The sequence below is a fragment of the Campylobacter pinnipediorum subsp. caledonicus genome, from assembly GCF_002022005.1.
Taxonomy (GTDB): Bacteria; Campylobacterota; Campylobacteria; order Campylobacterales; family Campylobacteraceae; genus Campylobacter_A; species Campylobacter_A caledonicus.
Genome location: NZ_CP017258.1, coordinates 1,155,764 through 1,181,410, shown reverse-complemented (window position 1 = coordinate 1,181,410; position 25,647 = coordinate 1,155,764). Strand labels below are relative to the sequence as shown.

General features: G+C 30.0%; 28 protein-coding genes. 10 read left to right on the top strand and 18 right to left on the bottom strand.

Going from position 1 to position 25,647, the window contains the following annotated elements; genetic code table 11:
* Nucleotides 1–48 precede the first annotated feature (48 nt).
* Genes CPIN18021_RS05975 through aroQ form a run of 10 tightly spaced genes read right to left on the bottom strand, consistent with a single transcriptional unit; the run spans nucleotide 49 to nucleotide 7,801 of the window.
* The gene (locus CPIN18021_RS05975) at nucleotides 49–636 is read right to left on the bottom strand and encodes an LOG family protein (protein WP_078423548.1); all 588 of its coding nucleotides are present in this window, start codon (nucleotides 634–636) and stop codon (nucleotides 49–51) included.
* The gene (gene fliY, locus CPIN18021_RS05970; protein ID WP_078424632.1) at nucleotides 633–1,487 is read right to left on the bottom strand and encodes a flagellar motor switch protein FliY; all 855 of its coding nucleotides are present in this window, start codon (nucleotides 1,485–1,487) and stop codon (nucleotides 633–635) included. The genes CPIN18021_RS05975 and fliY overlap by 4 nt, the downstream gene beginning before the upstream one ends.
* Nucleotides 1,477–2,577 (bottom strand): flagellar motor switch protein FliM, encoded by a 1,101-nt coding sequence (fliM, locus tag CPIN18021_RS05965; RefSeq protein ID WP_078423546.1) that lies wholly within the window; start codon nucleotides 2,575–2,577, stop codon nucleotides 1,477–1,479. The genes fliY and fliM overlap by 11 nt, the downstream gene beginning before the upstream one ends.
* Entirely contained in the window at nucleotides 2,577–3,281 is a 705-nt protein-coding gene (locus CPIN18021_RS05960) for an RNA polymerase sigma factor FliA (protein ID WP_078423545.1), read from the bottom strand. Before CPIN18021_RS05960 ends, fliM begins: the two co-directional genes overlap by 1 nt.
* Nucleotides 3,253–3,603 carry a hypothetical protein gene (locus CPIN18021_RS05955; protein WP_078424631.1) on the bottom strand — a complete coding sequence of 117 codons (351 nt, stop codon included), beginning with the start codon at nucleotides 3,601–3,603 and terminating at the stop codon, nucleotides 3,253–3,255. The genes CPIN18021_RS05960 and CPIN18021_RS05955 overlap by 29 nt, the downstream gene beginning before the upstream one ends.
* A 9-nt stretch (nucleotides 3,604–3,612) precedes the next feature.
* Entirely contained in the window at nucleotides 3,613–4,482 is an 870-nt protein-coding gene (locus CPIN18021_RS05950; protein ID WP_069632563.1) for a P-loop NTPase, read from the bottom strand.
* Entirely contained in the window at nucleotides 4,479–5,810 is a 1,332-nt protein-coding gene (gene flhF, locus CPIN18021_RS05945; RefSeq protein WP_078423543.1) for a flagellar biosynthesis GTPase FlhF, read from the bottom strand. Before flhF ends, CPIN18021_RS05950 begins: the two co-directional genes overlap by 4 nt.
* 13 nt (nucleotides 5,811–5,823) lie before the next feature.
* A complete protein-coding gene (gene folK, locus CPIN18021_RS05940) occupies nucleotides 5,824–6,300 on the bottom strand; it encodes a 2-amino-4-hydroxy-6-hydroxymethyldihydropteridine diphosphokinase (protein ID WP_078423542.1) in 477 nt (158 codons plus the stop codon).
* Nucleotides 6,297–7,325, bottom strand: a complete 1,029-nt coding sequence (locus CPIN18021_RS05935) for a M24 family metallopeptidase (protein WP_078424630.1) — start codon at nucleotides 7,323–7,325, stop codon at nucleotides 6,297–6,299. Before CPIN18021_RS05935 ends, folK begins: the two co-directional genes overlap by 4 nt.
* Nucleotides 7,322–7,801, bottom strand: coding sequence for a type II 3-dehydroquinate dehydratase (gene aroQ, locus CPIN18021_RS05930; RefSeq protein WP_078423540.1), 480 nt, complete (start codon nucleotides 7,799–7,801; stop codon nucleotides 7,322–7,324). Before aroQ ends, CPIN18021_RS05935 begins: the two co-directional genes overlap by 4 nt.
* Before the next feature lie 90 nt (nucleotides 7,802–7,891).
* Between aroQ and mqnF the strand changes: the two genes are divergently transcribed.
* Together mqnF and sppA are read left to right on the top strand one after the other, a co-directional pair.
* Complete coding sequence (gene mqnF / locus CPIN18021_RS05925; RefSeq protein WP_078423539.1) at nucleotides 7,892–9,100, top strand: aminofutalosine deaminase family hydrolase; 1,209 nt, start codon at nucleotides 7,892–7,894, stop codon at nucleotides 9,098–9,100.
* Nucleotides 9,088–9,951: a signal peptide peptidase SppA gene (sppA, locus tag CPIN18021_RS05920; protein WP_078424629.1), complete on the top strand. Its 864-nt coding sequence runs from the start codon at nucleotides 9,088–9,090 to the stop codon at nucleotides 9,949–9,951. The genes mqnF and sppA overlap by 13 nt, the downstream gene beginning before the upstream one ends.
* Nucleotides 9,952–9,986: 35 nt before the next feature.
* Here sppA and CPIN18021_RS05915 read toward each other — a convergent pair whose 3' ends face one another.
* The 8 genes from CPIN18021_RS05915 to hemW form a co-directional block, all read right to left on the bottom strand.
* Entirely contained in the window at nucleotides 9,987–10,556 is a 570-nt protein-coding gene (locus tag CPIN18021_RS05915) for a hydrogenase-4 component G (RefSeq protein ID WP_078423537.1), read from the bottom strand.
* A gap of 101 nt (nucleotides 10,557–10,657) precedes the next feature.
* Nucleotides 10,658–11,998, bottom strand: a complete 1,341-nt coding sequence (locus tag CPIN18021_RS05910; protein WP_078423536.1) for an anaerobic C4-dicarboxylate transporter — start codon at nucleotides 11,996–11,998, stop codon at nucleotides 10,658–10,660.
* Nucleotides 11,999–12,093: 95 nt separating this feature from the next.
* Entirely contained in the window at nucleotides 12,094–13,494 is a 1,401-nt protein-coding gene (locus CPIN18021_RS05905) for an aspartate ammonia-lyase (protein ID WP_078423535.1), read from the bottom strand.
* Between the two features lie 471 nt (nucleotides 13,495–13,965).
* A complete protein-coding gene (locus tag CPIN18021_RS05900; RefSeq protein ID WP_078423534.1) occupies nucleotides 13,966–14,784 on the bottom strand; it encodes a hypothetical protein in 819 nt (272 codons plus the stop codon).
* Nucleotides 14,781–15,800 (bottom strand): tRNA preQ1(34) S-adenosylmethionine ribosyltransferase-isomerase QueA, encoded by a 1,020-nt coding sequence (queA, locus tag CPIN18021_RS05895; RefSeq protein ID WP_193431659.1) that lies wholly within the window; start codon nucleotides 15,798–15,800, stop codon nucleotides 14,781–14,783. The genes CPIN18021_RS05900 and queA overlap by 4 nt, the downstream gene beginning before the upstream one ends.
* Nucleotides 15,793–16,560 carry a twin-arginine translocase subunit TatC gene (gene tatC / locus CPIN18021_RS05890; RefSeq protein ID WP_069632574.1) on the bottom strand — a complete coding sequence of 256 codons (768 nt, stop codon included), beginning with the start codon at nucleotides 16,558–16,560 and terminating at the stop codon, nucleotides 15,793–15,795. Before tatC ends, queA begins: the two co-directional genes overlap by 8 nt.
* Complete coding sequence (gene tatB, locus CPIN18021_RS05885) at nucleotides 16,561–16,929, bottom strand: Sec-independent protein translocase protein TatB (protein WP_069638010.1); 369 nt, start codon at nucleotides 16,927–16,929, stop codon at nucleotides 16,561–16,563.
* Between the two features lie 65 nt (nucleotides 16,930–16,994).
* Nucleotides 16,995–18,044, bottom strand: a complete 1,050-nt coding sequence (gene hemW, locus CPIN18021_RS05880; RefSeq protein WP_078423533.1) for a radical SAM family heme chaperone HemW — start codon at nucleotides 18,042–18,044, stop codon at nucleotides 16,995–16,997.
* 144 nt (nucleotides 18,045–18,188) lie between these two features.
* On the opposite strand from hemW, the gene CPIN18021_RS05875 reads away from it, so the two are divergent.
* From CPIN18021_RS05875 to CPIN18021_RS05840, 8 genes are read left to right on the top strand one after another with little or no spacing between them, the layout of a single operon-like run.
* Nucleotides 18,189–18,653, top strand: coding sequence for an RNA pyrophosphohydrolase (locus CPIN18021_RS05875; protein ID WP_078423532.1), 465 nt, complete (start codon nucleotides 18,189–18,191; stop codon nucleotides 18,651–18,653).
* Nucleotides 18,653–19,855, top strand: coding sequence for an aspartate kinase (locus tag CPIN18021_RS05870; RefSeq protein WP_069636244.1), 1,203 nt, complete (start codon nucleotides 18,653–18,655; stop codon nucleotides 19,853–19,855). The genes CPIN18021_RS05875 and CPIN18021_RS05870 overlap by 1 nt, the downstream gene beginning before the upstream one ends.
* Nucleotides 19,855–20,397 carry a HobA family DNA replication regulator gene (locus CPIN18021_RS05865; protein ID WP_078423531.1) on the top strand — a complete coding sequence of 181 codons (543 nt, stop codon included), beginning with the start codon at nucleotides 19,855–19,857 and terminating at the stop codon, nucleotides 20,395–20,397. Before CPIN18021_RS05870 ends, CPIN18021_RS05865 begins: the two co-directional genes overlap by 1 nt.
* Before the next feature lies 1 nt (nucleotide 20,398).
* A complete protein-coding gene (locus CPIN18021_RS05860; protein ID WP_078424628.1) occupies nucleotides 20,399–21,016 on the top strand; it encodes a DNA polymerase III subunit delta' in 618 nt (205 codons plus the stop codon).
* A gap of 18 nt (nucleotides 21,017–21,034) precedes the next feature.
* Complete coding sequence (folP, locus tag CPIN18021_RS05855) at nucleotides 21,035–22,174, top strand: dihydropteroate synthase (protein WP_078423529.1); 1,140 nt, start codon at nucleotides 21,035–21,037, stop codon at nucleotides 22,172–22,174.
* Nucleotides 22,168–24,126, top strand: coding sequence for an NAD-dependent DNA ligase LigA (gene ligA / locus CPIN18021_RS05850; protein WP_078424627.1), 1,959 nt, complete (start codon nucleotides 22,168–22,170; stop codon nucleotides 24,124–24,126). Before folP ends, ligA begins: the two co-directional genes overlap by 7 nt.
* On the top strand, nucleotides 24,116–24,823 hold the full coding sequence (gene tlyA, locus CPIN18021_RS05845; RefSeq protein ID WP_078424626.1) for a 23S rRNA (cytidine-2'-O)-methyltransferase TlyA: 708 nt from the start codon (nucleotides 24,116–24,118) through the stop codon (nucleotides 24,821–24,823). The genes ligA and tlyA overlap by 11 nt, the downstream gene beginning before the upstream one ends.
* Nucleotides 24,789–25,640, top strand: coding sequence for a bifunctional riboflavin kinase/FAD synthetase (locus CPIN18021_RS05840; RefSeq protein WP_078424625.1), 852 nt, complete (start codon nucleotides 24,789–24,791; stop codon nucleotides 25,638–25,640). The genes tlyA and CPIN18021_RS05840 overlap by 35 nt, the downstream gene beginning before the upstream one ends.
* The last annotated feature ends 7 nt before the right edge of the window (nucleotides 25,641–25,647 follow it).

The following is a 25,647-nucleotide window of genomic DNA, read 5'->3' as shown; positions in this document are numbered from 1 at the left end:
GTGAACCTTTTATTTTAAATTTTGAAATTTGGATTATATTTTATTTTTTTAAATATTTAAAATTTCGTTTTTAATAAAGTCTAAATCATCTGTGATTTTATATAGTTTCAAACTGTCTGTATCTATCGCATTTTCGTTTAATAATGTAGTTTTTATAAAATCATCAAGTTTTTCCCAAAAATCAACACCATATAAGAAAATTTTTGCTTTTTTGAGTTTTGTTTGTGATAAAACTAAGACCTCAAATAGCTCATCAAGAGTTCCAAATCCTCCAGGAAATACAACAAAGGCTTTTGAATGTTGTATAAGTGCAAATTTTCTAGGCAAGAAGTTTGAAAATATAAAACTATAGCTAGTAAAGTTATTTATTTGTTGTTCAAAGGGTAGTTTTATATTAAAGCCTATGCTTTGTGATTTTTTGCTTTTGTATGCACCTTCGTTTGCCGCTCCCATTATTCCATCGCCACCACCAGTGATTATGTTTATACCATTTTCACTTAACATAAAAGCTAATTCTTTTGCGCTTTTACAATATTTATTATCGGATTTAAATCTTGCTGAGCCAAAAAAAGTTACGCTATTTTCAGATATTTTAATCTTATCTTTATAGCTTGTAAATTCATTTATAAATTTCATTTTAATTGTTCAAGCCTTTCTCTTTTTGAGCCTATTTGTGTGATTTGTATACCAAAGTTTCCATCAACAATAACAACCTCTCCATATGCTATCACTTTATCACCTATTAAAATTTCAAGAGGATCATTTGCAAGTTGATTTAGCTCTATTACAGATCCTATATCCATTGATAAAACATCTTTTAACAGCATTCTCTTAGAGCCTATTCTTACCCTTATAGGTAGTCTTACATCCATTATAAGACCTATATTTCTCATCTCTTCTGTTGTTAAATTTCCTGAATTGTTTGTTGTGTTTTGTTTTTGTGGTTGTTTACTTTCTTCTTTTTTTTGGCTTGGATCTATTGCTTGATTAAATTCTATGTCCCCAACAAATCCTATATATTCATCTAAATCTTCTATCTTTATATTAAAAAGATATAATTTTTCAAAGTCACTTAGATTTAAATTATCATCTTCTTTTAAAAAATTTACACCAAGGACTTCAAAGCTTAGTTTTGGTAGATTTTTTTGAGCACCCAATGATGTATTAAATGCACCTATAAGATTTGAAAAAATCTCTTTTGCTGCATCTAGGTCATCTTCACTTAAATTTTCATTTTTTGTTATCTCTTCCTCGCCCATCATCCATTCGCCAATAGCACTTATGAGTACAGGTGTGCAAACAAGCATCCCTTTTGCATTGCATTCGCCTTTTATGGCTATGTTTGAAGTTGCAAGAGGTGTTTTAATGCCATTTTGCGTTTTTGCATCAAAGTCATTTCTCTCTCCAATCTCTGGTATTTTACCTGTAAGCCCTTCAACTGTAGCCTTTATTTCATTTGAGAATATATTAAAAAATTCATTCATCATTGCGTTGTTCTTCCTCTTGTCTTTGTTTCTCTTCTTGCTCGTATGCTAAAAGTTTTGCTTTTCTTTCCTCTTCGTATTTTTCTAGTATATTTTTTATTTCATCTTTATCTGATCTTATTAATTGTTCTATTTTTATAGATTTTCTAAATCTATAAAGCCCAACTTCTGCTAAAAATACCTCTTTTTTATCAATGGCAACTATTGCTTTATCATCAGCTCCTCTATCGAGCCTTAATATATCTCCTTCTTTCAAATCAAGAAATTCATTTACACTAATTACTGTTTTTCCGAGTATGGCTTCGTATAAAATTTCAGCTCTTCCTATCAATGTTTTTAGTTCTTTATTTCTACTTTTTTTAGCGCTTGTTTCCCCAAGCATTATATCTCTATTTGCCAAGCGAGATAAGATAGGTTCAAGATATATTACAGGATAACATATATTTATCATTCCGCTCGAGTTTCCTACTATTATCTCCATTACTACCATTATTACAATTTCATTTTGAGATACGATTTGAACAACATTCGGGCTACTTTCCTTGGCCTCAACATTTGGATACATATCAGTTATCATAGACCAACTCTCTTTTAGTCTTTGCATTATCATTCTTAGTATAGCATCAAGTAAGTTTATCTCTATTTCTGTTAGTTCTCTGTTGGTTTCAAAACTTTCGCCATTTCCACCAAGCAATCTGTCTATCATAGGAAATGCAATACTTGGATTTATTTCTAATATACAATTTCCATCAAGTGGTTTTATAGAAAACACATTAAAACTTGTGGGGCTTGGAAGACTCATCAAAAACTCGCCGTATGTCATTTGATCCACACTATGAAGCCTAATTTCAACTATGCTTCTCATGACACTAGAAATTTGAGAAGCTAGGTTTCTGGCTAGTTTATCGTGTATCCCTTTTATTGCACGAAGTTGCTCTTTTGATACACGATTTGGACGCTTAAAGTCATATATAATGATTTGTTTTTGTTCACTGTTGTCGCTAGAGTGTGATTCTATATCATGTGGCTCTGTGTCTCCATCAACAACCTCAAGTAACGCATCTATCTCTTCTTGACTTAAAATATCAGCCATTAACCCTCCAAATTTTCTCTTATTTTAGTTAATAGTCTTTTGTGAATTTGAGAAATTCTACCTTCACTTATTTCTAAAATTTCACTTATTTCCTTTAAACTCAGCTCTTCATAATAATAAAGTTGTATTATAAGTTGTTCTCTTTGTGTAAAGTTATTTAAAACATTTTCAATTTTTTGAATCAAGTCATCTCTTGAGACAGTTTCTTCTGTGTTTTCACTACTTAAAGTGCCTATTTGCTCATCTAGCGATAAAACAGAACTTACCATATTTGCATTTCTTGCATTTTTTATCTTTTCTATATCTTCATTTAAGACTTTAGCCAGATATTCATCATCAGGCTCTTCTTCAAATTTATTAAAATACTCATCTACGGCTTTATTTATTTGGCGGATGAGTTTTCTGTTTGATCTACTTACTAGATCAAGACTTCTTAGATAATCAAGCATGGAGCCATAAACTCTTTTTCTAGCGTATCCCCAAAAAGAATTATTTTGTGTTTTGTCATATTTTCTGCTGAGTTTTATCATCTCTTCCACACCTATGCTTATAAGCTCACTTACTTCTATATTTGCCGGAAGTCTCTCTTTTAGGCGAAATGCCATTGTTTTTAATGCAGGCATATATGATAAAACAATTTCATCTTGTTCTTTTTTAATAGCATTTTGATAAGGATTAGGCTGCTTTTGCTTTGGCTCTTGCATTTGTTTTACCTGTTGTTTTTTGCTTTGTCTCAGGCTCTTGCATGATAATTAGGTGTTCTATTCGCTTTTCTCTTATCGCTAATTCGCTAAGCAAATAATCGGCAATTTCTTCATGTTTTTCTTTGTCAAAAAATTTCTTTATTGTTGTTTTTATGTCAACATAATTCATAATTATTATGTGTATAATAAGATAGTAAAAAAAAGTGATTAAGACGGTGTATATAAGCATATCAATAGCCTCTTGTGCTTTTATAAAAGACCATATTATTCCGGTAAAAAAACCACAAACAGTAAAAAATGCTATATAATTTTCCGCTCTCACCTTAATTCCTTAAAATTGCTCTATTAATCGTTTGAAAAATCCACTAAAACTGTGATTTTCATTTACAAGCACTTTTCGTTCCAGTTTATATAAAATTTTTGACACAATATCTTTTAGCTCAGATGTTGAATTGCTATACGGGGCATCATCGCTGAACAGTGTCCTTTGTTTTATACTTTTTGATATTATTTTATCAGCATTTAAATGCCCTATAAATTCAAGATCCAATTCATTTTTTATATTTGCTACAGCTACTTTTTTGATATTTTCAAATATCTTTGTGGCTTCATTTTCATTTTTTACCATATTTAAAAGAAGTAAAGGGTTGCTTTTAAATTTTGATAATATTTTTATAACCGCATATGCATCAGTTATCGCTGCTGGGTCTGGTATAGTTACAACAACAACCTCATCCGCGGCTTCTAAAAAAAGTTGAGTGCTTCCGCCTATGCCAGCACCTGTATCTATTATCATAAAATCAAGTTCATCAAGCTCGTTTGCCTCAGTTAAAAATCTCTCATATAAAAATTGATTATTAAACTTTAATATCTCATCTCCGCTTTCGCCAGGTATTAGTATTAAATTTTTTTTAACTTCTATTAGTATCTCTTTTAAGGAGCATTCACCTTTTAATACGTTTAATAAATTTTTACCCATTTTTACATTTAAGATAACATCTAAATTAGCAAGTCCTATATCAGCATCTAAAAGTGCGACCTTGTATCCATTTGTAGCTAAAACATTTGCTATATTTGCACTAATAGTGCTTTTGCCAACCCCGCCTTTACCGCTTGTTATAGCTATAAAATGTGTTCTTTTTTGTGTTTGATTTGTAGCATTTGAAACTAGGTTTTTTAACTTATGTGCTTGATTTATCATAAAACATCCTTTTTAAAACCTTCTAAGACACAAGAAACCAAAAAATCACTTTTTGCTTCTATCAAATCATCAGGAACTTCTTGTCCAACACAAAAATAGCTAACAGGTGTATTTGTCTCATATATCAAAGAAAATACATTTCCAAACACTCTTGTTTCATCAAACTTTGTTATGATTAGCGTGTCTATATCCAAAAAAGAAAAACCATTATAAATTTCTATCAGATCATCTACTTTTGACCCAGCACTAAGAACTAAACTTACATCTATTTGTGCCTCACTTGCTCTTAAAAACTTATCAAGCTTATCTAATTTTTCTTTGTCGTATTGCGAGTTTCCGGTTGTATCAACAAGTATAATATCACAATGATTTAGCCTTCTTATAGCATCTTTAAAATCATCTATTTCAATAACATCAAGAATTGGAAGTTTCATCATTTTTGCATATTGAAATAGTTGTTCAACAGCTCCTATTCTATATGTATCAAGTGTTATTATGCCTGTTGTGTATCTTTTTTCGCTGCTATATGCAAACCTTGCTGCAAGTTTTGCTAGTGTAGTTGTCTTGCCAACCCCTGTTGGACCAACTAGCATCATTATTCTTTGTTTTGAATGCTTTTTTTCTTTTCTACAAGGAAGCATATTTCTAAGTAAAGAGTAAAAATATCTTTTTACAGCGGTTGGATTTGCTTTCATACTTGTTGGCATGTTTGTTAAGGTTGTGTGCATTATAGCCTCTAAATGCTCTTCTTTCATGCCACTACTTTTTGCTGCTTTGTATATAGTGGCAAACTCAGGTGGAATTGCTAGATTGTTTCTACTAGCGGCTCTTTCATCCCAAAACATATCGGTTATGAGATTTACCTTTTCGCTCAAGATGTTTACCTGTTTTGCAACTTCATCCATTTTTTTATTTGTTTGGTTTTGTTCTTTTTTAGTGGGTTCAACAGCTGGAATATTTGCTATTTCACTTATCTCTTTTGCCATATTTGATATGCTAAGCATTACATCTTCGCTATTTAATTTATTTTGTTTTACTGGCTCTTGTTTTGTTTCTGTTATACTAAATTTCGGTTTTGCTGGTTCTTGTTTTTGGTTGAATTTAGAATAAGCATTTTCATAATTTAATACTACAGGATTTGGTTTTTGCTTTATCTCATCAGCTTCTTCAACACTTACAACAACTTCAAATATAGGCTTTTTATTTATAGTTTTAGGCTGTATTTGTTTGGTTGTAACATGAATAGCGTTATCACCATAAAGTTCTCTTGCTTTTTTTAACGCCTCTATACTACTTTCTGCTGTAACCGAATACATTTTGGTTGCCATTAAAGTCCCTTTTTTAAGCTTTCATAAGTCCAAGCGGAATTATAACACTAAGTCTTTGATTTGCTCCGATATGTGGTATTGTCAGTTTTTCTGTTTTTCTAACTTTCTGACTAAAATATAATATATCCAAATCAAGTGTTCTTGGTGCATTTTTAAAACTTCTTGTCCGCCTAAAAATTTTCTCATAATTTTGCATTATTTTTAATAAATTATATGGACTTACACTAGTTTGTAAATTTATAACAGCATTACTAAAATCATTTTGATATATATATCCAAATGCCTTATTTATAAGTATTGGAGATGTTTCAACTATGTGAAATCTTTTATCTTCTTTTAATGCTCTTATAAATCTATCAAATATTTTTTTTGTATTTCCTATATTTCCACCAACTCCTATCAATGTATTAAATTTAAAATTATTCTTAAATCCAAAATATTTTGGAAAAAAAGATGAGCTTGTGATAGATCTTGCTCCATCTGCCATCATAAAATCAACGCTCCATCTTTGGTTACTAAAACCACATCCTCTATCCTAACACCAAATTCATTTTGTATATAAATTCCAGGCTCCACACTAAAAATCATACCTTCTTTAATGATGGTTTCTTCTCTTTTATTTATATTTGGAAACTCGTGTATATCTATCCCAACTCCATGTCCGGTTGAGTGAAAAAACTCTTTTTCATAACCAGCTTTTGCTATGAAATTTCTAGCTGCTAAGTCTATCTCTTTTGCTTTTACTCCTGGTTTTATGATGTTTATGGCTTTTATTTGAGCTTGTTTTACTATCTCATATACATCTTGTTGTTTTTGATTTTTAAATTTTTGCTCTTTTGAGAAGTTGAAATTCTCATCAAAACAAGCCGTTCTTGTTCTATCAGAGCAGTATTTTTTATATCTAACACCTGCATCAACTAAGAGTAAATCTCCATATTTTAGCTTTTTTTTACTTGGTAAAGCATGTGCTTTTGCCGCATTTTCATTTATAGCCACTATCGGCTCAAAACTTAGTCCTAGTGTATTTTTTTGACGAAAAATCAAATTTGCATTAAAAAATAGCTCTTCTTCGCTCATGTTTTCGCCATTTTTTCTGATAAAATCAGCAAATTCATCAAAACATTTTTCTCCAAATTTTGCTGCTTGTTGCAAGAGTTGGATCTCTTCTTGGCTTTTAATAATTCTTTTTAGCTTTGAAAAATTTGGTTTTTGTATAAAATGAACCCCAAGAGATGAAGAGAGTTGGTTAAAATCAGCATAGCTAAAATCAAATGGATCAAAAACTAGATTTTTTGGCTTAAGTTTTCTTAATAAAAATCTAGCCTCTTTGATGACGCTTGTTTGTGTGCATATAATACTAACATCTGATTTTGCAAACTCTTGTGCTTCTATGGCATATCTTGCATCAGTGATAAAAAATTTATATCCATTTACGCAGATAAAAATTTCATTATCACAGCTGTATCCGCATTCAAAAAATACAGCGTTTTCATCTCTTAGGATATAATTTTTCATTGATTTTGATTTGCTGCTTCCAAGGCTTTGATTTGATCAAAAATTTGTAACATTCCTATCATAGCTAAATGATATCCCACAGGTCCAAAACCAGCAATATGACCAGCACATACAGGTGCTATCAAGCTTTTTTCTCTAAACTCTTCTCTTCTGTAGATATTGCTTATATGAACTTCTATTGCAGGTAATCCAACAGCACTTATAGCATCTCTTATTGCTATTGAAGTATGAGAATATGCAGCTGGGTTTATTATGATTCCATCAACTTCACCTAAACATTCTTGTATTTTATCTACCAATTCACCTTCAAAATTGCTTTGGAAAAACTCAATATCGGCTCCGTATTGTTCTGCAACTACTTTCATTTGAGAATGGATATCTTCCATCTTCATACTTCCATACATACCAGGATCTCTAACACCTAGCATATTGATATTTGGTCCTTGAATAACCATTATTTTAAATTTCTTATCCACGTTTATAACCTTTCATTGATAAAATGTAGCTAGATTATACATTTTTATTTCTAAATTTTTGCTACAATACTCAACTTTTAGGGGTAAAATATGAAGATATTAAAAGCAAAATACTTAATAGATGAAAATTTAAATTTTTTAAAAGACCATGCTATTGTTTTTCAAAAGCATATTATAGATATGGGCGATGCTGATACAATTATAAAAAAATATAATAATGCCGAAGTGATTGATATGAAAAACTCTATCATAGCTCCAGCTTTTGTAAATACACATGTTCATTTGGAATTTAGTGCAAATAAAAGTAGTTTGGTTTATGGTGATTTTATTGTATGGCTTGGTTCTATTGTTAAAAACTCAGCTTTTTTGGTGAAAAAAGGAACGCCAAAAGTAATTGAAAAAGCTATAAAATCAATGCTAAAAAGTGGAATAGCAAGTGTTGGTGCGATATCAAGTTTTGGTAATGATATTAAGTCTTTGGCAAACTCACCTTTAAATGTAGTTATGTTTAATGAAATTTTAGGTTCAAATGAGCTTTATTGTGAACAAAGTTTTGATTTATTTTTAAAGCGTTTTAGCGAAAGCGTAAAGTATAAAAGCGAGAGATTTATACCTGCAATGGCTATACATTCGCCTTATTCGGTTCATCCTAAGCTTTTGCAAAAATCATTAGATTTTGCAAAAAAAGAAAAGCTAGTTTTGTCTACTCATTTTTTAGAGAGCAAATACGAAAAACAGTGGCTTGAAGAGGGTAGGGGGAATTTTGAAAATCATCTCAAAAAATTTATTGATAATCCAAAGCCTATGTATAATCCTGATGAATTTTTTGCAAATTTCAAAGGATTAAAGACTCTTTTTACACATTGTGTTTATGCTTCAAATTTAAAAGATTTTGATAAGAATCATAGTATAACACATTGTCCTCGTTCAAATAGACTTCTTGGAGATAGGAGGCTTGATCTAAAAAGTGTGCTTGATTTTGATGTGTCTTTAAATATAGGAACAGATGGTCTTAGTTCAAATTTGAGTTTAAATATGTTTGATGAGATTAGGGCGGCTATTTTTACCCATTGTGATTTGAGCTTAAATGAGCTTTGTAAAAAATTATTTAAAGCTGCTACTATTGGAGGTGCTAATGCTTTAAGTTTAAATAACGGAGTGCTTAAAAAAGGGTATAATTCTGATATCATGGTTTTAAAAGCACCACAATGCGATGAAAGCTCACTTTTAACACAGATGCTTTTACAAACAAAAAATGTAAAAAAACTTTATATAGGAGGAAATGAGTGCAATTTTTAAAAAATATTTTTTTACCAATAATTGCTATTTTTAAGTTTATAAATAACTATTTTAAGGCTTTGATTTTTTTATTAATCTTGTTTTTGGTTTTTTCACCTGAAACTGATGTAAAAAGTTCAAATTTAGCGCAAGTTGATATAAGAGGTGCTATTTTTAATGCCGATGAGGTTATTAAAAAGCTTGAAAATATAAGAAATGATAAAAACATAAAAGGTGTTTTGCTTTATATAGATAGCCCCGGTGGTTCTTTAAGCCCTAGTGTTGAGATAGCTATGGAGGTTAAAAAACTAAAACTTGAAAAAAAAGTTGTCTCTTATGCGGCCGGAAGTATGACGAGCGGTAGTTATTATGCCGGTGTGAACGCTGATAAAATAATAGCCAATCCAGGCTCTTTTATAGGCTCTATAGGTGTTATAATGCAAGCCCCAAATATATCAGAACTTGCTAGTAAAATAGGTATAAAAGAACAAGTGGTAAAGGCTGGTGAGTTTAAAGAGGCCGGAACATTTACTAGAGAGTGGAGTGAGGTTGAAAGACAAAGTATTCAAGAGTTGGTTGATAAATCATATGAGCTTTTTACTACTGATGTTTCTTTGGCTAGAAATTTGAAATTAGAAAATATAAATGAATGGGCTAATGCAAGGGTATTTTTAGCAGGTGATGCTATAAAAGTTGGCCTTATAGATGAGCTTGGTGGTTATTTTGATGCTAAAAAAGAGCTTGAAAATATATCAAATGTTGATATACCAATTTGGCAAGAGACACCAAAAATAGAAAAAATAATACAAAAAATAACATCTGATAGTGTTAATTCTTTTATAAGTCTAATTTTTTCACCAAAGATAAAATAATAATTTTGTCCTAATAAATTTAGGACAAAATTTTATTAAGCTGACACATTTAAAACATCGGCGCCAAGCACAGCTAGTTTTTTATCAACCTCTTGTATTGATTTTTTAATTGTTTTTTGCGAAATTTCAGGAAGTTTTGAACCCCATAATTTTTCAGCTTCTTTAAAACCTCTTAACATTCCTTCTTTACCAGCTCTTAATTTTTCTACATCATCTCCAGCACCATTTATTATAAAATTTGCTATTCTTTCTGATGTTTGCGATATTCCAAAAAAACCATTTTCACTTACAAGTTCAGCCGCTTCTTCTTTTGATAATTCTGTTATATTTTTGCCGTTATAGCCAATTTTATCTAGATCTATATCTTTTAAAATTTCAGCTAAATTATCTGGTATATTTATATTTGATATACCAAAAATAGATGATTGTGCATTTATGCTTGATGAACTTGTTTGCTCTATTTGTTTAGAGTATTGTAAAAAATATGAATTTGAAATTTGTTTTGCATTCATTGTTGCATCTAAATTTTCAAATTTATTTTCATTTTGCTTAGTTTTATTTATATTTTGCTGATTAATGTTTGAAAAAGATGAGTTGATTTGCATATATAATCCTTTATTGCTTAATTTATATATATATATCGGCAAAAAAGATTATTTTTTTAATTTATCAAGCCGAGAATTTTATCTCAGCTTGATAATTTGGGTTAGATTAAAATTGGTGCAACAATAAATCCAAGCATAACAGATATAGTTACCATTATTGTGCCAGGAATAAAAAATGAGTGGTTTATTATAAATTTACCAACCTTTGTTGTTCCTGTGTCGTCCATTGCAATAGCTCCAAGTGTTGTTGGATATGTAGGAAGAACAAATAGACCAGAAACGGCAGCAAATGATGCTACTAAAATCCAAATTTGTCCTGAGTTTTCAGGAGTAGTCATTCCCATGGCAATTGCAACAGCTGGCATCATTATCTTTGTTGTTGCTGCTTGTGAATAAAGAAGACAACTTACAAAATAAAGAGCAATTGCTAATATATAAGGATATTTGGTTACTACTTCAGATGCTATTTCTTTTATTGAATCTATGTGTCCAGCAACAAATGTGCTTCCAAGCCAAGCTATACCAAGAACACATATGCACGCATTCATACCGCTTTGAAATGTGCTAGTTGATAAAAGTTTGCTCGTATCAACTTTACAAAATATTACTATAAATGCACCTATTGTTAGCATAAAGCTCATTATTGCGCCATCTCTACCAAGTATTACAGGATCTATTAGCTTAATACTATTTGATATGGCTAGTGCATATATAACAACAGCTAAAACACCTATACCAAATATTGCAACTGATCTTTTTGCATAAGGAAGAAGTTCTTTATGTTCTTGTCCTTTTAGCTCTTTTATAAGACCTTTTTTTAATCTTTCTTGATATATAGGGTCTTTTGAAAGATCTAAGTCATAAAATTTATTTACTATAAAAGACGTGATTAAGCAAGCCCCAAATGTTGTAGAAATACAAATTAATAACAATATTGGGTAGCTAACTCCTAGTGGTTCGCAAACACCAGTCATAGCAACAAAAGCAGCGCTTATAGGACTTGCTGTAATTGCTACTTGAGATGATACAACTGATAATGCAAGTGGAGCGGATGGCTTTATATTTTGTCCTTTCGCAACTTCTGTAATAACTGGTAGTATTGAAAATGCAGTATGTCCAGTTCCTGCAAATACTGTTAATAAGTATGTTACTATTGGTGCTAGATAGTTTATGTATTTCGGATTTTTTCTTAAAAACTTTTCTGCTATTTGAACCATATAATCAAGTCCACCGGCGACTTGCATAGCTGTTATTGCAGATATTACCGATGCAATGATTAAAATAACATCCCAAGGTAGATTAGCTGGCTTCATGCCAAGACCAATTGTTAATACAATAACACCAAGACCTCCAGCATAGCCTATGCCCATACCACCTAATTTAACACCTAAATAGATACCACCAAAAAGGACTATGATTTGTAAAATTAACATTATATCCATGTAATATCTCCTTCCTTAAATTTATTTAAAATATTGCTTTAAACAATGTAAAAATAATAGCAAATTTATTGTTACACTTAGATTAATTACTAAAACTATCTTGTCATGCTAGGATTTAGCATATTTTTTGGCTCTAAAATTTTATCTATTTCCTCTTTTGTTAAATATCCTCTTTCTAGGCATATTTCTCCAACTGGTTTTCCAGTTTTTAGAGCTTCTTTTGCAATACTTGCTGACTTTTCATATCCTATATGCGGATTAAATGCTGTTACTATACCTACAGAACCAAGCACTGATTTTAAACAAGCTTCTGGATTTGCAGTTAAATGTTTTATAGCTTTTGTTGCCATAGTTTTCATAGCATTTTCTAATATAATTAGTGAATTAAATAAGGCATATGCTATACCTGGTTCAAAAGCATTTAATTCAAATTCTCCTCTTTCAGAACAAAGCATAATTGTTGTATCGTTACCTATTACTTCGTAGCAAGCTTCTCCTACAACTTCACATATTACAGGATTTACCTTTCCAGGCATTATAGAACTTCCCGGTTGCATTTGTGGTAAATTTATCTCTCCTAATCCACATCTTGGTCCAGAGTTCATTAAACGCAAATCGTTTGCTATTTTACTTAGTCTAACGGCAGCTGTTTTTAAAGCTCCACTTACATGAACAAAATCAGCAGTATCTTGTGTAGCAGCTATAAAATCATTAGCTTTTTTAAACTCAACACCAACTATCTCACTTAATTTTTTTTCTATTACATTTTTGTAATCAGGATGGCAATTTATACCAGTTCCTATAGCAGTAGCACCCATATTTAGATATCTCATTGATTCTCTTGCTGCTGTAATTTTTTCTATATCGCTTTTTATATAAGTTGCAAATGCATTAAATGTATTTCCAAGAGTTGTAGGAACTGCATCTTCTAGCTCGGTTCTTCCCATTTTTATTATATCTTTAAACTCTTTTGCTTTCTTTTCAAGCTCATCTTTTAATAAGTTCATAGCATCTAATAAATCAGTCATTTTGGAATAAACTGCAACTTTTATAGAACTAGGATATGTGTCATTTGTGCTTTGACCTAAATTTGTATGGTCGTTTGGATGTAGATATTGGTATTCGCCTTTTTTATGTCCCATAAGTTCAAGCGCGATATTCGTAATAACTTCATTTAAGTTCATATTTGTTGATGTTCCAGCACCACCTTGAATCATATCTACTACAAATTGATCTGCGAACTCGCCATTTATTATCTTATCGCAAGCTTTCGCTAAAAAATCAGCTTTGTCTGCTTCTAATACTCCGACTTCTTTGTTTGATAAAGCAGCTGCTTTTTTTATTTGAGCAAAAGCTTTAATGAAAAATGGATATTCTTTTAGTGTTTTTCCACTAATTACAAAATTTTCAAGTGCTCTAAATGTTTGCACACCATAATAGACACTGTCGTCTATTTCAAGTTCTCCTATAAAATCATGCTCTTTTCTAGTAGCCATTTTATATCCTTTGTGTAAAAAATATTTTGAAATTATAATATAATTTTTAGTAAAAAAGTTTAATTTTTATTTTATATTTTAAGTTTTTATCTAAATATCCATTTTTAGTATTATAAATATATATTACTTTAATCTTATAAGTAAAATTTAATTAAAATAGTTATAAAAACAGCTATAAAACATAAAAAATAACTTTTTTGTTATACAAATAGCCATAAAATTCAGTAAAAAAATAATATTTTTTAAGGAAAGAATATAAAAATTATATATATCTAACAAAAAATATTTATTATATACGCATATAAATAACAAAAACTAATTAATTTATATTAATTGGTTTATATAAAAATAATTTAATTTTATATAAACTTTTGGATTTTATTTTTACATATATTATTTTGTTATTTTTAAATTAAATAAATTTAATAAATTTTTTATTGTAATAATGTTAGATAACACTTAGTTTTTGTGTTATTTGTTTTGTGTTAAATTTAAAATCGCAATTAATAAATCATATGTATATGGTTGTCTGAGTATTATGCTATCTTTTATTATTTTTTTGTCTATATTATTTTCGTTGTCGCATATAATGATTATTGAAAAGTTTTTAATTTTTTGTATTTTATATATCTCTTCAAAAATATTTTTTTTTGTTAAAAAATTTTGATACAAAAATATTAAATTTGGCTTATATATAGCATCTTTCATATGTTTCATAAAAGTTTCATAGTCATTTTTTTGAATTATGTTTATATCCATTGAGAGTAATTGATTCTTTAAGATATTGAAACCGTCTTTGTTTTCATAGGCAACTATGGCATGATATTTTTTTGATTTTTCAAAATGACTGTTTAGGTGAAAAAATTCATAAAAGCTATCTCTTTTAGAACCTAATGTTAATTTTATATCTAATATTATTTTGTTGTTTTTTATAATTACTTCATAATCTGAATATTTTATCCACTTATTTAGGTATTGTATATTTTTTTTATCTAGATTATTGTCGCTTTGTTTGTTTTGATTTAAATTTATAGTTATTCTAAAAAATACTCTATTTCTATCATAATTCGTTAATTTAAATGATATTATTATTTGTGATTGTGTGTTTGCATAAAGAAGAGATTTTGCCGAATATTCTAATGTTTTAATAAGCCTCTCTTTTTCTCCGACAAAAACTCTAGGATAGGACAAATCATAATCAAATAAAATTTTATTATTTGTAGATATAGCATCATAGTAAAGTGTTTCAAGCAAAAAATTCAAACCACTTACTAGATCAAACTCTTTCATATTATTATCATCCCATCTCCATAGGAGTAAAATCTATACTTATTTTCTATAGCTGTTTTATAAATTTCCATAGTTTCATCTAGCCCTATAAAGCTACTTACTAACATTATTAATGTTGATTTTGGCAAATGAAAATTTGTAAGTAGATATTGTTGTCTTATAGGCGGATTGTTTAAATTTAAAAAAAGATTGCAAAAACCACTCTCTTTTTTGCTTCTAGCATACTCTTCTATACATCTAGTTACAGTTGTTCCAACACCTAATATAGGTGTGTTTGAGTTTATTATGTCTAGTGTTGCTTGTGGTATACTAAAAAACTCACTATGCATTTTGTGCTCATTTATATTTTCGCTTTCAACACCTTTAAATGTTCCAGCCCCAACATGAAGAGTTATATATGATGTTTTGTGCGCTTTTTTTATTTTTTCAAGCATTTCATTAGAAAAGTGAAGACTTGCTGTTGGTGCTGCAACTGCACCAGAATTTTGTGCAAATATGCTTTGATACCAGCTTTCATCTTCTTTTGTATCTGGTCTTTTTATATATGGAGGTAGAGGTATATGTCCTATAATTTCTAGCTCTTTAAATATCTCATTTGTGTCTAATTTTTTATTTGATTTTAAAAAACTAACCACTCTTGTTCCATCATCATTTAGCTTTAAGACTTCCGCATTTATATCGTTATCAAAGATTAGCATGCTTCCTTGATTTACTTTGCCTCTTATGTATGCACTAAATTTACCATCACCAAGTGGTTGATTTAGCATTATTTCTGTTTGACCACCACTTTGTTTTTTGCCTATGATTCTTGCTTTTATAACTTTTGTATCATTAAAAATGACAGCACATTCAGGTAAGATATCTGCCAAGTCTCCAAATTTTAGATGTTGTATTTTTTTGCTGTTTTTATGGTATACCAAGAGTTTTGCGTCCTCTTTTGGCATAATTGGTTCATTTGCTATTAATTCATTTGGTAAATTATAGTCGTAACTAGAAAGGGCATTTATATCATTCATTGGCATTGTTTTGTGTTGAATTTGATTGTGTTTCATCTTCTTCATTATCACTCTTATAGGGGTTTACTTTTTTTGCTATCATTATAGATATTCCGTAAAGGCCAAGAAGTGGAAAAGCCATGAGAAGTTGGCTTATAACATCAGGTGGTGTCATAACGGCTGCAAATATAAAAATAATAACTATTGCATGTCTTGAATAGTTTTTAAGCATCTGATCATCAACTAATCCAAGTTTTGCAAAGAAGAATGTAATTACAGGAAGCTCAAATGCTAGTCCAAATGCTACTAATATTTTTGTAAAAAATCCAACATATTCACCTATGCTTGGAAGCGCTGTAAATAATTGACCGCCAAAATTTACTAGGAATTTAAAACCAAGTGGGACAACAACATAGTAACAAAATGAAGCACCACATAAAAACATTAAAGTCGCTGAAAGCACAAAAGGTATAACGTATTTTTTTTCATTTTCATAAAGTCCAGGAGCTACAAATAACCAAAATTGCCAAAAAATTATAGGTAGTGTTAAAATAAGACCTGTAAAAAAGGCAACTTTCATAGCTGTGAAAAACGGCTCTTGTATCTGTGTAAAAATTATATTGCTTCCTTCTGGCAATACCTCTTTTAATGGCTCGCTCATCCAAGCTAGTATCGGATTCCAGAAACTAAAACACACAAAAAAACCAATTATTACGCTAACAAAGCTTATTGTAAGTCTTTTTCTGAGTTCTGCTAAATGAGGTTTTAATTCTTCAAACATTTATTTTTCTTCTTTATCGTTTAGTATTGTGTTTTTTATCGTTTTTGTTGGGTTTTTTATACTCTCTTGTATTGTATTTATATCTTTAGTTACACCTTTTTTTAGCTCATCTAGCTCTTCAAAAGTGAGTTTTTTCCTAACATTTTGAGTTGTTTTTTCTATACTTTCTTTGTATTTTTTAGCATCTTCTTTTAGCTCTGCTATCTTTATCTCTTGATCAAAGCTTACTTTTGCATCATTGACACTTTTTTTAATGTTTTTTAGTACCTTGGCTATACTAACCATAGTCTGTGGAAGCTTATCAGGACCTAGGACTATTACAGCAACAACTGCTATCATTATTATTTCAGGAAGACTCATTCCAAACATATTTTTGTCCTATACTTTTATCAATTTAAGGTGTCTATTTTAGCTTTATTTTTCTCAAAATTTGATTAATTTTCATTTATAAAAAGAGCAATTTCATCGGCTAAAAGAAAATTTCTTACAAAATATCTTCCGTTTTTTTCCATAATTTTTCTAGATTTTTTTAAAATTTCAGCTTTTTTGAGTTGTTCTTGGCTTAATTTTTTTTTATCTATTCCTATTTTGCTTCTAGCTCCTAAAAATATATGTTCTAGCAATAAATCATCTTTTGATAAGTTTTCAATTTTTCTTTCTAGTGGATTTTTAATGTAATTATTCATATTTTCACTAGCGTATAATCTTTTTTTATCGTAAAACCCCACAGAGTAAGCCCCTATGCCTATATATTCATCTCCTTTCCAGTAGTTTAGATTATGTTGACAAGCTTTTCCAAAGTTGGAAATTTCATATTGATTAAACCCAGCTTTTTTTATCTCAGAAATTATAAAATTTGCTAAAATTGGGCTATTGTTTTGATATTGTGTTTTTTTGTAAAATGGTGTGTTTTCTTCAAGTGTTAGTGAGTAAGCGCTTAAATGATTTATTTTTAGTTGTTTTATGCTTTCAATTTCTTGTTTTAAAAGTTTTTTGTTATCAAATTTTGTGGAATAAATTATATCTACATTGATATTTTTAAACCCAGCATTTTTTGCATTTATTACAGCATTTTTTGCATCTTGAGCGTTATGTGTTCTTCCTAATAATTTTAATTTTTTTTCATTAAAACTTTGAACCCCAAAACTTATCCTATTTACACCTATCTCTTTCATTTTTTTTAGCCATTCCAAAGATGCTGAGTTTGGATTTGCTTCACTTGTTATCTCAACATTTTTTGAACAATACGGCAAAAATATATCAAAAATTTCTTGGTATAAATTTGCATTTATAACACTAGGTGTTCCGCCGCCTATAAAAACAGTTTTAATTTTAAGGTTTTTAAAATTTGATATTTGAAATTTTAAATCTTTTACTAAAGCTTTAAAATAACTATTAGCTTTTGAGTCTTTTCCTACAACAGAACCAAATGCACAATATGGGCATTTGCTTTCACAAAATGGTATATGAATATATAGTAGCAATATTAAAGTATCCAATCTTTTTAATTAATTTTTTATCATTTTACATAAAAAAATTAAATTATTATCAAGGTTCGTTTTAAACACCATGTAAACTCTTTTTGGATAAAATCTCGCATAATTAAAAAATAATAAATGGGTTAAATCATGAAAAAAAAATATAGACCCAATGTGGCAGCTGTTATTTTGTCATCAGCCTATCCTTTAAAATGTGATGTTTTTATAGGAAATAGGGTTGATTTAGAGCATGTATGGCAGTTTCCACAGGGTGGTATAGATGAGGGAGAAAATCCCAAAGATGCTCTTTTAAGAGAGTTAAAAGAAGAGATAGGAACAAACCAAATTGAAATTTTAGATGAATATCCTGATTGGTTGAGTTACGATTTTCCAAACAGTGCACCAACTAAGATGTATCCTTATGATGGACAAACACAAAAGTATTTTTTAGTAAAACTAAAAGGTGGTGCTAAGATTGATTTAAATACTAAATTTCCAGAGTTTAGTAAGTATAAATTTGTTGATGTTAATAAAATTTTTAATGATATAAATCACTTTAAAAGACCGATATATACAAAGGTTTTGACATATTTTAAAGAGAAAGGATTTTTTTAATGCTAGTCGTTCAAAAATTTGGAGGAACGAGTGTTGGAACGCTTGAACGAATAGAAGCAACTGCAAAAAGAGTTATAGAAACTAAAAAAAGTGGTGCCGATGTCGTAGTTGTTGTTTCTGCGATGAGTGGTGTTACTAATCAATTAGTTGAATACGGCGAACACTTTTCAAAACAACCAAATCCGATAGCTATGGATATGCTTTTAAGCTCAGGCGAGCAGGTAACTACATCGCTTTTAACTATAGCTTTAAATGAGATGGGCTATCCAGCGGTTGGTTTAACAGGTGCCATGGCTGGAATATATACAGATGATATTCACACAAAAGCTAGAATAGAAAACATAAATACATCTAGAATAAAAAGAGAGCTTCGTGATGGAAAAATAGTAATAGTTGCGGGTTTTCAAGGTATTACAAAAGGTGGAGATATCACTACTCTTGGTCGTGGCGGAAGCGATCTTAGTGCTGTTGCTTTATCTGGTGCTTTGGATGCTGATTTGTGTGAAATTTTTACAGATGTAGATGGTGTTTATACAACAGATCCTAGGGTAGAAAAAAGAGCAAAAAAATTAAATACAATTAGCTATGATGAAATGTTAGAGCTGGCAAGTGCTGGGGCTAAAGTTCTTCAAAATAGATCTGTGGAACTTGCAAAAAAATTAAATGTAAAACTTATAACTAGAAATAGTTTTAATCATAACGAAGGGACTTTGATAACAGGAGAGGATGTTAGTATGGAAGCGGTTTTGGTAAGTGGTATAGCTTTGGATAAAAATCAAGCAAGGGTTACTTTAAGAGGCGTTGTTGATAAACCTGGTATTGCTGCTGATATTTTTACAGTTTTGGCTGAAAAAAATATAAATGTTGATATGATTATTCAAAACGTTGGACAAGATGGCACTACAAATTTAGGTTTTACAGTTCCGCAAAATGAGCTAGAGCTTACTAAACAAACTATGAGTACTCTAGCTGCCGCAAAGCATATTGAATATGATGATCAAATCGTTAAGGTGTCTATAGTTGGCGTTGGTATGAAAAGTCATAGTGGTATAGCTTGTCTTGCGTTTGAAACACTTGCAAAAGAGGGTATTAATATACAAATGATTTCTACAAGCGAGATAAAACTCTCTGTGATAGTAGATCAAAAGTATGCAGAGCTAGCTGTTCGTGTTTTGCATAATGCTTATCAGTTAGAAAAATAATGCAAGAGTTTATGAAATGGACTTTGGATGCTATACGCTCCGAAGGTCTTTTACTTAGTTGGATGGAAGAAAAGCGTGTTGAGTGGGCAAATCTTTTGGCTCCACGCTTAAAATATTTGCTTAATGGTCGAACTTTTATTGTTTTTACTGATGATGATAGAGAGTGGTTTGAGACATACCTTTTGAAAAAAATCAATAGTGTAAATTCTGCTCGTCCATTGCTACCATTTGTAAGCCTAAAATCAATATATCCATCTTTGGATGACATTAGTTCAAAAGAGCAGATAATGTTGCTTGAAGATATGCTTAGTATAGTTTTTCCAAACGGATATGTTTATTTTTATATTGGAAAAAGTTCTGATAAAAAATCACAAATTGCAAAGTTAAATGATGATAGTTATATGTGGCTTTTTGATGAACAAGTTCAAAATAGCTTTTATCTTAGCTCGAGTGATGATAAATTAGATACAAAACTTATAAGTTTGTATAATTTGCTTGATAAAAGCATAGATGCGACTCTTTTTGCTGAATTAAGCTTATAAAATGCGTAGCAAAATCATTATTTCAGATGACTTTGATGGTATTAAAAATGAGCTTGAGATAGAATTAAAACATAATGTTAAATTTTTTATAAGTGATGATTTTTTAATAGAAAATGCAAATAATGTCATAAACGAAGCTTATATATCTGAAGAACAAGATAAACTATTAGTTTTGATGGCTAAGAGTTTTCGCATAGAGGCTCAAAATTCACTGCTAAAAGTTATAGAAGAGCCACCTAGAAATATATTTTTTTATATTGTTGCACCTAGTAAAAATGCTTTACTTCCTACTATTTGTTCTCGTTTGATAGTAGAATATAAAAATAGAAAAAGAAAAAAAATTAGCTCAGGGTTAAACCTTAGACAGCTAGAGTTAAAAGAAATTTATAATTTTATACAGACAATAGAGACAAAAGAACGTAGTGATGATTTTGGTAAAAATGAGCTAAAAGAAATTTTAAGCGTTATTATTTTAGAAGCATTAGAGGCTGGGTTTAAATTTAGTGAAGATGAGCTATCTTATTTTTATAAGATAGTAAATTTAGCTTCTTTAAATTCTAAGGCACATAGCATATTAACGCCACTTTTATTAAATATTTTAAATAAAAGTAAAAAATAAAATTTAAAGGTTGGAAAAATGACAATTTATAAAATAAATAAAGAATCAAATTTTGATGAAATTTGTAAGCAAATATCTCCAAGCTTATCTGGTCAAGATATGATGAAAAAAAAATCAAATATAAACTTTTTTTTTATTAAAAATATTAAATCTCCAGCGGCAAATATCTTAAAGCAAGATGCATTGAGTGTCGGAGCCGAATTAGTGACAAATAAAAATACTATTTTTGGCAAAGATGAACCAAGTAATGCCTTGCTTATAGGAACTGATGCGCAATTAAAACAACTTTGCAAGAAAGAAAAATTGCAAGATTTTGGCCTTAAAAATTTATCTAATTTCTTATCTTTAAAATTTAACAAACCCAAAAAACCACTAATAATGGGAGTGCTAAATATTAATGAGGATAGCTTTAATCCAAGTAGTCGTATAAGTATGGAAGATAGCTTAGAGAGAATTTTAAAATTCATTGAAGATGGGGCTGATTATATAGATATAGGTGGTGTTAGTTCTAGACCTGGAAGCGAGTATGTTGGAAGAGATGAGGAATTTAGACGTATTAAAGATGTTGTGGATCTTATATATAAAGAAAAATTATATGATAGAGTGAAATTTAGCCTTGATAGTTTTGATGAGTATTGTCTTGAGTATGCACTAGATCGTGGATTTGCTATGATAAATGATATTACATCAAATACTGAATTAGCAAAACTTGCCTGTAAATACGATGCTGAGTTTTGCATGATGCATATGCAAAATGATCCAAAAACTATGCAAAACAATCCCAGATATGATGATTTAATAAGAGAAATTGATAGTTTTTTTGAAGAAAGAATAAATAAGGCGTTGTATAATGGCGCTAAAAAGATATTTTTAGATGTTGGAATAGGTTTTGGTAAGACTCCAGAGCATAATTTGCTTTTAATGAAGCACTTGGAGCATTTTACTCATTTTGGCTATCCATTGCTTGTAGGAGCTAGCAGAAAATCAGTTATAAATCATTATTATAAAAGTGATGTCAAAGATAGACTTAGCGGTAGCTTATATCTTCATCTAAAATCATTTGAAAATGGCGCTTGTGTTATTAGAACCCATGATGTAGCGGAACATAAGCAACTTTTTGCGATGCATAGCGCTATGGAGAGTGTAAATTTATGGTAAAAATATCAGGTCAAAATGATTATGAAAAATCCATTGAAATTTTAAACAAATGGGCTAAGGCATACTATACGGATGACAAACCATTAGCTAGCGATGAAGAGTATGATGAGCTTTATCACAAGGTGCTTGAATATGAAAAACAAAATCCAAGTAAGGTTTCTATATTTTCACCAACAAACAAAATAGGTGGAGAGATAAGCGATAAATTTAGTAAAGCAAGCCATATAAAACAAATGTGGAGCATGGAAGATATTTTTAGCAAAGATGAGCTTATTGCTTGGCTAAAAAGAGGGGATAAGTGTAGATTTAGCTTTGTAGTTGAGCCAAAATTTGATGGAGCAAGTTTAAATTTGCTTTATGAAAATGGAATTTTGGTTAAAGCTATAACAAGAGGCGATGGGCTTGTTGGAGAAGATGTAACACAAAACGCAAAGGTTATAAAAAGTATTCCTTTAAGTATTGATTATAAAGGCAAGATAGAAATAAGAGGTGAGGTTGTTATAAAAAAATCTGATTTTGATGCCTTAAACGAGCAAAGAGCAAAAAACTCAGAACAGCTTTTGTCAAATCCAAGAAATGCTGCTGCTGGAAGTTTAAGACAACTTGATAGTAAAATAACTGCCAGCAGAAGACTTTTGTTTGTGCCTTGGGGAGTTGGAGAACATGAGCTAGGGTTTAAAAAACATAGCGATATAATGGATTTTATAAAAAAACTTGGATTTTATTTTGATGATTTTTTTAAGATTGCTTATAATGTTGATGAAATTTATAAGTGTTATGAAGAGCTTTTGAGTTTAAGGGATGAAAAGCCTATTTTAATGGATGGTATGGTTGTTAGAGTTGATGAACTTGATGGCTCAAACGATCTTGGCTATACCGTTAAATTTCCAAAATTTATGGTTGCTTTTAAATTTCCAGCCATACAAAAAACAACAAAACTCATAGATGTATCTTTTCAGGTTGGAAGAAGTGGTGTTGTTACTCCTGTTGGTGTTTTAGAAGAGGTTGTTATAGATGGCGCTAGGGTAAAATCAGCAACACTTCATAATTTTGATGAAATACAAAGACTTGGTATTATGAAAAATGATTATGTTAGTATAATACGCTCAGGCGATGTAATACCAAAGATAACAGGTGTTTATAAAGATAGAAGAGATGGCTCTGAGCTTGCGATAGAGCGTCCTAAGTATTGTCCTAAATGCGGGTCTCATTTGCTTGATGAAGGTGTTTTTGTAAAGTGTCAAAACTTAGAATGCAAAGCAAGGGTTATAAACTCAATTATATATTATGCTTCAAAAAAATGTCTAAATATAGATGGTCTTGGAGATGCGATAGTAAATTTGCTTTTTGAAAAAAATCTCATAAAAAATATAACAGATATCTATCATCTTAAATATGAGGATTTAATCTGTCTTGAAGGCTTCAAAGATAAGAAGGTAAAAAATTTACTAAATGCTATTGAAAATAGTAAAAATTGTGATTTGTCAAGATTTATAAATGGGCTAGGGTGCGAGCATATAGGCGAAGTGGCTGCTAAAAAGATAGCTTTTGCTTTTGGTGATAATTGGTTAAATGTTAGCTATGAAGATGTTTTTTTACTTGATGGTTTTGGTGATGAAATGAGTAAAAGTTTTATTGAATTTATTGAAATTAATAAAGAAACAATAATAAATTTAATAAACATAGTAAACCCAAAAGCTGTAATTAGTGAAGTGAAGCAAAGTTTGATTACAGATAAAACTTTTGTTATAACTGGCACACTTAGTAAATCAAGAGATGAGATAAAAGATATGTTGGAAAGTTTCGGTGCAAAGGTTTTAAGCTCTGTATCTAAAAAAACTGATTTTGTATTGGCTGGGGCAGATGCTGGAAGCAAACTTGAAAAAGCCTTAAGTTTAGGGATTAAGGTTATATCAGAAGATGAATTAGAAAGAATGATAAATGAGAGCTGATATCTTTGTGTCAACAAAGCTTGGTATAAGTAGAAATAAAGCAAGCGAACTTATAAAAAACTCAAAAGTTATGTTTGATGGTGAAATTTTATCAAAACCTGCTTTTGAGATAGAAAATGCTGATATCAAGCTTTTAGATGAAATTTATGTTGGTCGTGGAGCTTTAAAGTTAAAAGGTTTTTTAAAGTGTCTTAACTTAGATTTAAAAGGTAAAAATGCTCTTGATGTAGGAAGCTCTACCGGTGGTTTTATGCAAATTTTGCTTGAAAATGGCATTGATAAAGTCGTAGGAATCGATGTAGGTAAAGATCAGCTTGATAAAAGTCTAAGAGACGATAGTCGTGTTGAAATTTATGAAGAAACTGATATTAGAGAGTTTAAAAATGATAATAAATTTGATATTATAACCTGCGATGTTTCTTTTATATCTATTTTGCAAATTTTAAAAGATATTGATAGATTTATGTCTGTTGATTCAACTGCTATTTTGTTATTTAAACCACAATATGAAGTTGGAAAAGGTGTTAAGAGAAATAAAAAAGGAGTTGTTGTAGATAAAAAATCTATAGGGCTTACTATGAAAAATTTTGAACGTGAATGTGCAAATTTAGGTTGGATACTTATTGAAACAAAAGAGTGTGAGTTAAAGGGAAAGGAAGGAAATGCCGAATTTTTCTACGCTTTTAACAAAAGATAATATAACCGCGGTCGCAATTGGTCATTTTGATGGAATTCACAAAGGTCATAAAGAGCTTTTAAAACATCTTGGGGAGTATGGCGGACTTGTTGTTATAGATAAGAATTTTGCAAATATAACTCCAAGGCTAAAAAGGGCTGAGTATTCTAATTATCCCTGTTTTTTGTATGAATTTGAAGATATAAAATCTCTTTCTGGTTATGATTTTATAAAGCTTTTAAAAAAAGATTTTAAGCATTTAAATAAAATTGTTGTTGGATTTGACTTTAGATTTGGAAAAGATAGAGCTTGGAATAGGTATGATTTAAAAGATATGTTTGATGGCGAAGTTGTTATCGTTGATGAATATTGTTTTGATGGCATTGGTGTTCATAGTTCTATTATTAGAGAGCTTATAAAAAAAGGTAGCATACAAAGAGCAAATATGTTTTTGGGTAGAGAGTATTCAATAGAGGGTGAAGTTATAAGTGGTCAAGGAATAGGTTCTAAAAAACTTGTAGCTACACTTAATTTACGTGATTTGGGATATGTTTTGCCTAGCGATGGCGTGTATGCCACCAAGACAAAAATAGGAAATAAGATATTTGGCTCTGTAACATTTATAGGAGATAGGCTTAGCACTGATGGTAAGTTTAGTTTAGAAACTCATATTATAGATGAAATGATAGAGCATGCTCCAAAAAAAGTTTCTGTTTGTTTTATATCAAAATTAAGAAATAATATTAAATTTGAAAGCTTGGAAGAGCTAAAAAAAGCAATACAAGAAGATATAAATAATGCGAGAATAATATCTCTTGCTTGCAAGTTATCATTATAGGTTGTGA

What these genes read in the sequence shown, in the direction of transcription:
- CPIN18021_RS05865 (WP_078423531.1), top strand. Translation starts at nt 19,855, where the DNA reads ATGCAAGAGTTTATGAAATGGACTTTGGATGCTATACGCTCCGAAGGT.
- mqnF (WP_078423539.1), top strand. Translation starts at nt 7,892, where the DNA reads ATGAAGATATTAAAAGCAAAATACTTAATAGATGAAAATTTAAATTTT.
- CPIN18021_RS05975 (WP_078423548.1), bottom strand. Translation starts at nt 636, where the DNA reads ATGAAATTTATAAATGAATTTACAAGCTATAAAGATAAGATTAAAATA.
- CPIN18021_RS05950 (WP_069632563.1), bottom strand. Translation starts at nt 4,482, where the DNA reads ATGATAAATCAAGCACATAAGTTAAAAAACCTAGTTTCAAATGCTACA.
- flhF (WP_078423543.1), bottom strand. Translation starts at nt 5,810, where the DNA reads ATGGCAACCAAAATGTATTCGGTTACAGCAGAAAGTAGTATAGAGGCG.
- folK (WP_078423542.1), bottom strand. Translation starts at nt 6,300, where the DNA reads ATGATGGCAGATGGAGCAAGATCTATCACAAGCTCATCTTTTTTTCCA.
- tatC (WP_069632574.1), bottom strand. Translation starts at nt 16,560, where the DNA reads ATGTTTGAAGAATTAAAACCTCATTTAGCAGAACTCAGAAAAAGACTT.
- tlyA (WP_078424626.1), top strand. Translation starts at nt 24,116, where the DNA reads ATGAGAGCTGATATCTTTGTGTCAACAAAGCTTGGTATAAGTAGAAAT.
- CPIN18021_RS05870 (WP_069636244.1), top strand. Translation starts at nt 18,653, where the DNA reads ATGCTAGTCGTTCAAAAATTTGGAGGAACGAGTGTTGGAACGCTTGAA.
- CPIN18021_RS05905 (WP_078423535.1), bottom strand. Translation starts at nt 13,494, where the DNA reads ATGGCTACTAGAAAAGAGCATGATTTTATAGGAGAACTTGAAATAGAC.
- fliM (WP_078423546.1), bottom strand. Translation starts at nt 2,577, where the DNA reads ATGGCTGATATTTTAAGTCAAGAAGAGATAGATGCGTTACTTGAGGTT.
- CPIN18021_RS05840 (WP_078424625.1), top strand. Translation starts at nt 24,789, where the DNA reads ATGCCGAATTTTTCTACGCTTTTAACAAAAGATAATATAACCGCGGTC.
- CPIN18021_RS05935 (WP_078424630.1), bottom strand. Translation starts at nt 7,325, where the DNA reads ATGAAAAATTATATCCTAAGAGATGAAAACGCTGTATTTTTTGAATGC.
- CPIN18021_RS05875 (WP_078423532.1), top strand. Translation starts at nt 18,189, where the DNA reads ATGAAAAAAAAATATAGACCCAATGTGGCAGCTGTTATTTTGTCATCA.
- queA (WP_193431659.1), bottom strand. Translation starts at nt 15,800, where the DNA reads ATGAATGATATAAATGCCCTTTCTAGTTACGACTATAATTTACCAAAT.
- CPIN18021_RS05910 (WP_078423536.1), bottom strand. Translation starts at nt 11,998, where the DNA reads ATGGATATAATGTTAATTTTACAAATCATAGTCCTTTTTGGTGGTATC.
- CPIN18021_RS05900 (WP_078423534.1), bottom strand. Translation starts at nt 14,784, where the DNA reads ATGAAAGAGTTTGATCTAGTAAGTGGTTTGAATTTTTTGCTTGAAACA.
- folP (WP_078423529.1), top strand. Translation starts at nt 21,035, where the DNA reads ATGACAATTTATAAAATAAATAAAGAATCAAATTTTGATGAAATTTGT.
- tatB (WP_069638010.1), bottom strand. Translation starts at nt 16,929, where the DNA reads ATGTTTGGAATGAGTCTTCCTGAAATAATAATGATAGCAGTTGTTGCT.
- CPIN18021_RS05915 (WP_078423537.1), bottom strand. Translation starts at nt 10,556, where the DNA reads ATGCAAATCAACTCATCTTTTTCAAACATTAATCAGCAAAATATAAAT.
- ligA (WP_078424627.1), top strand. Translation starts at nt 22,168, where the DNA reads ATGGTAAAAATATCAGGTCAAAATGATTATGAAAAATCCATTGAAATT.
- CPIN18021_RS05960 (WP_078423545.1), bottom strand. Translation starts at nt 3,281, where the DNA reads ATGCAAGAGCCAAAGCAAAAGCAGCCTAATCCTTATCAAAATGCTATT.
- CPIN18021_RS05860 (WP_078424628.1), top strand. Translation starts at nt 20,399, where the DNA reads ATGCGTAGCAAAATCATTATTTCAGATGACTTTGATGGTATTAAAAAT.
- fliY (WP_078424632.1), bottom strand. Translation starts at nt 1,487, where the DNA reads ATGATGAATGAATTTTTTAATATATTCTCAAATGAAATAAAGGCTACA.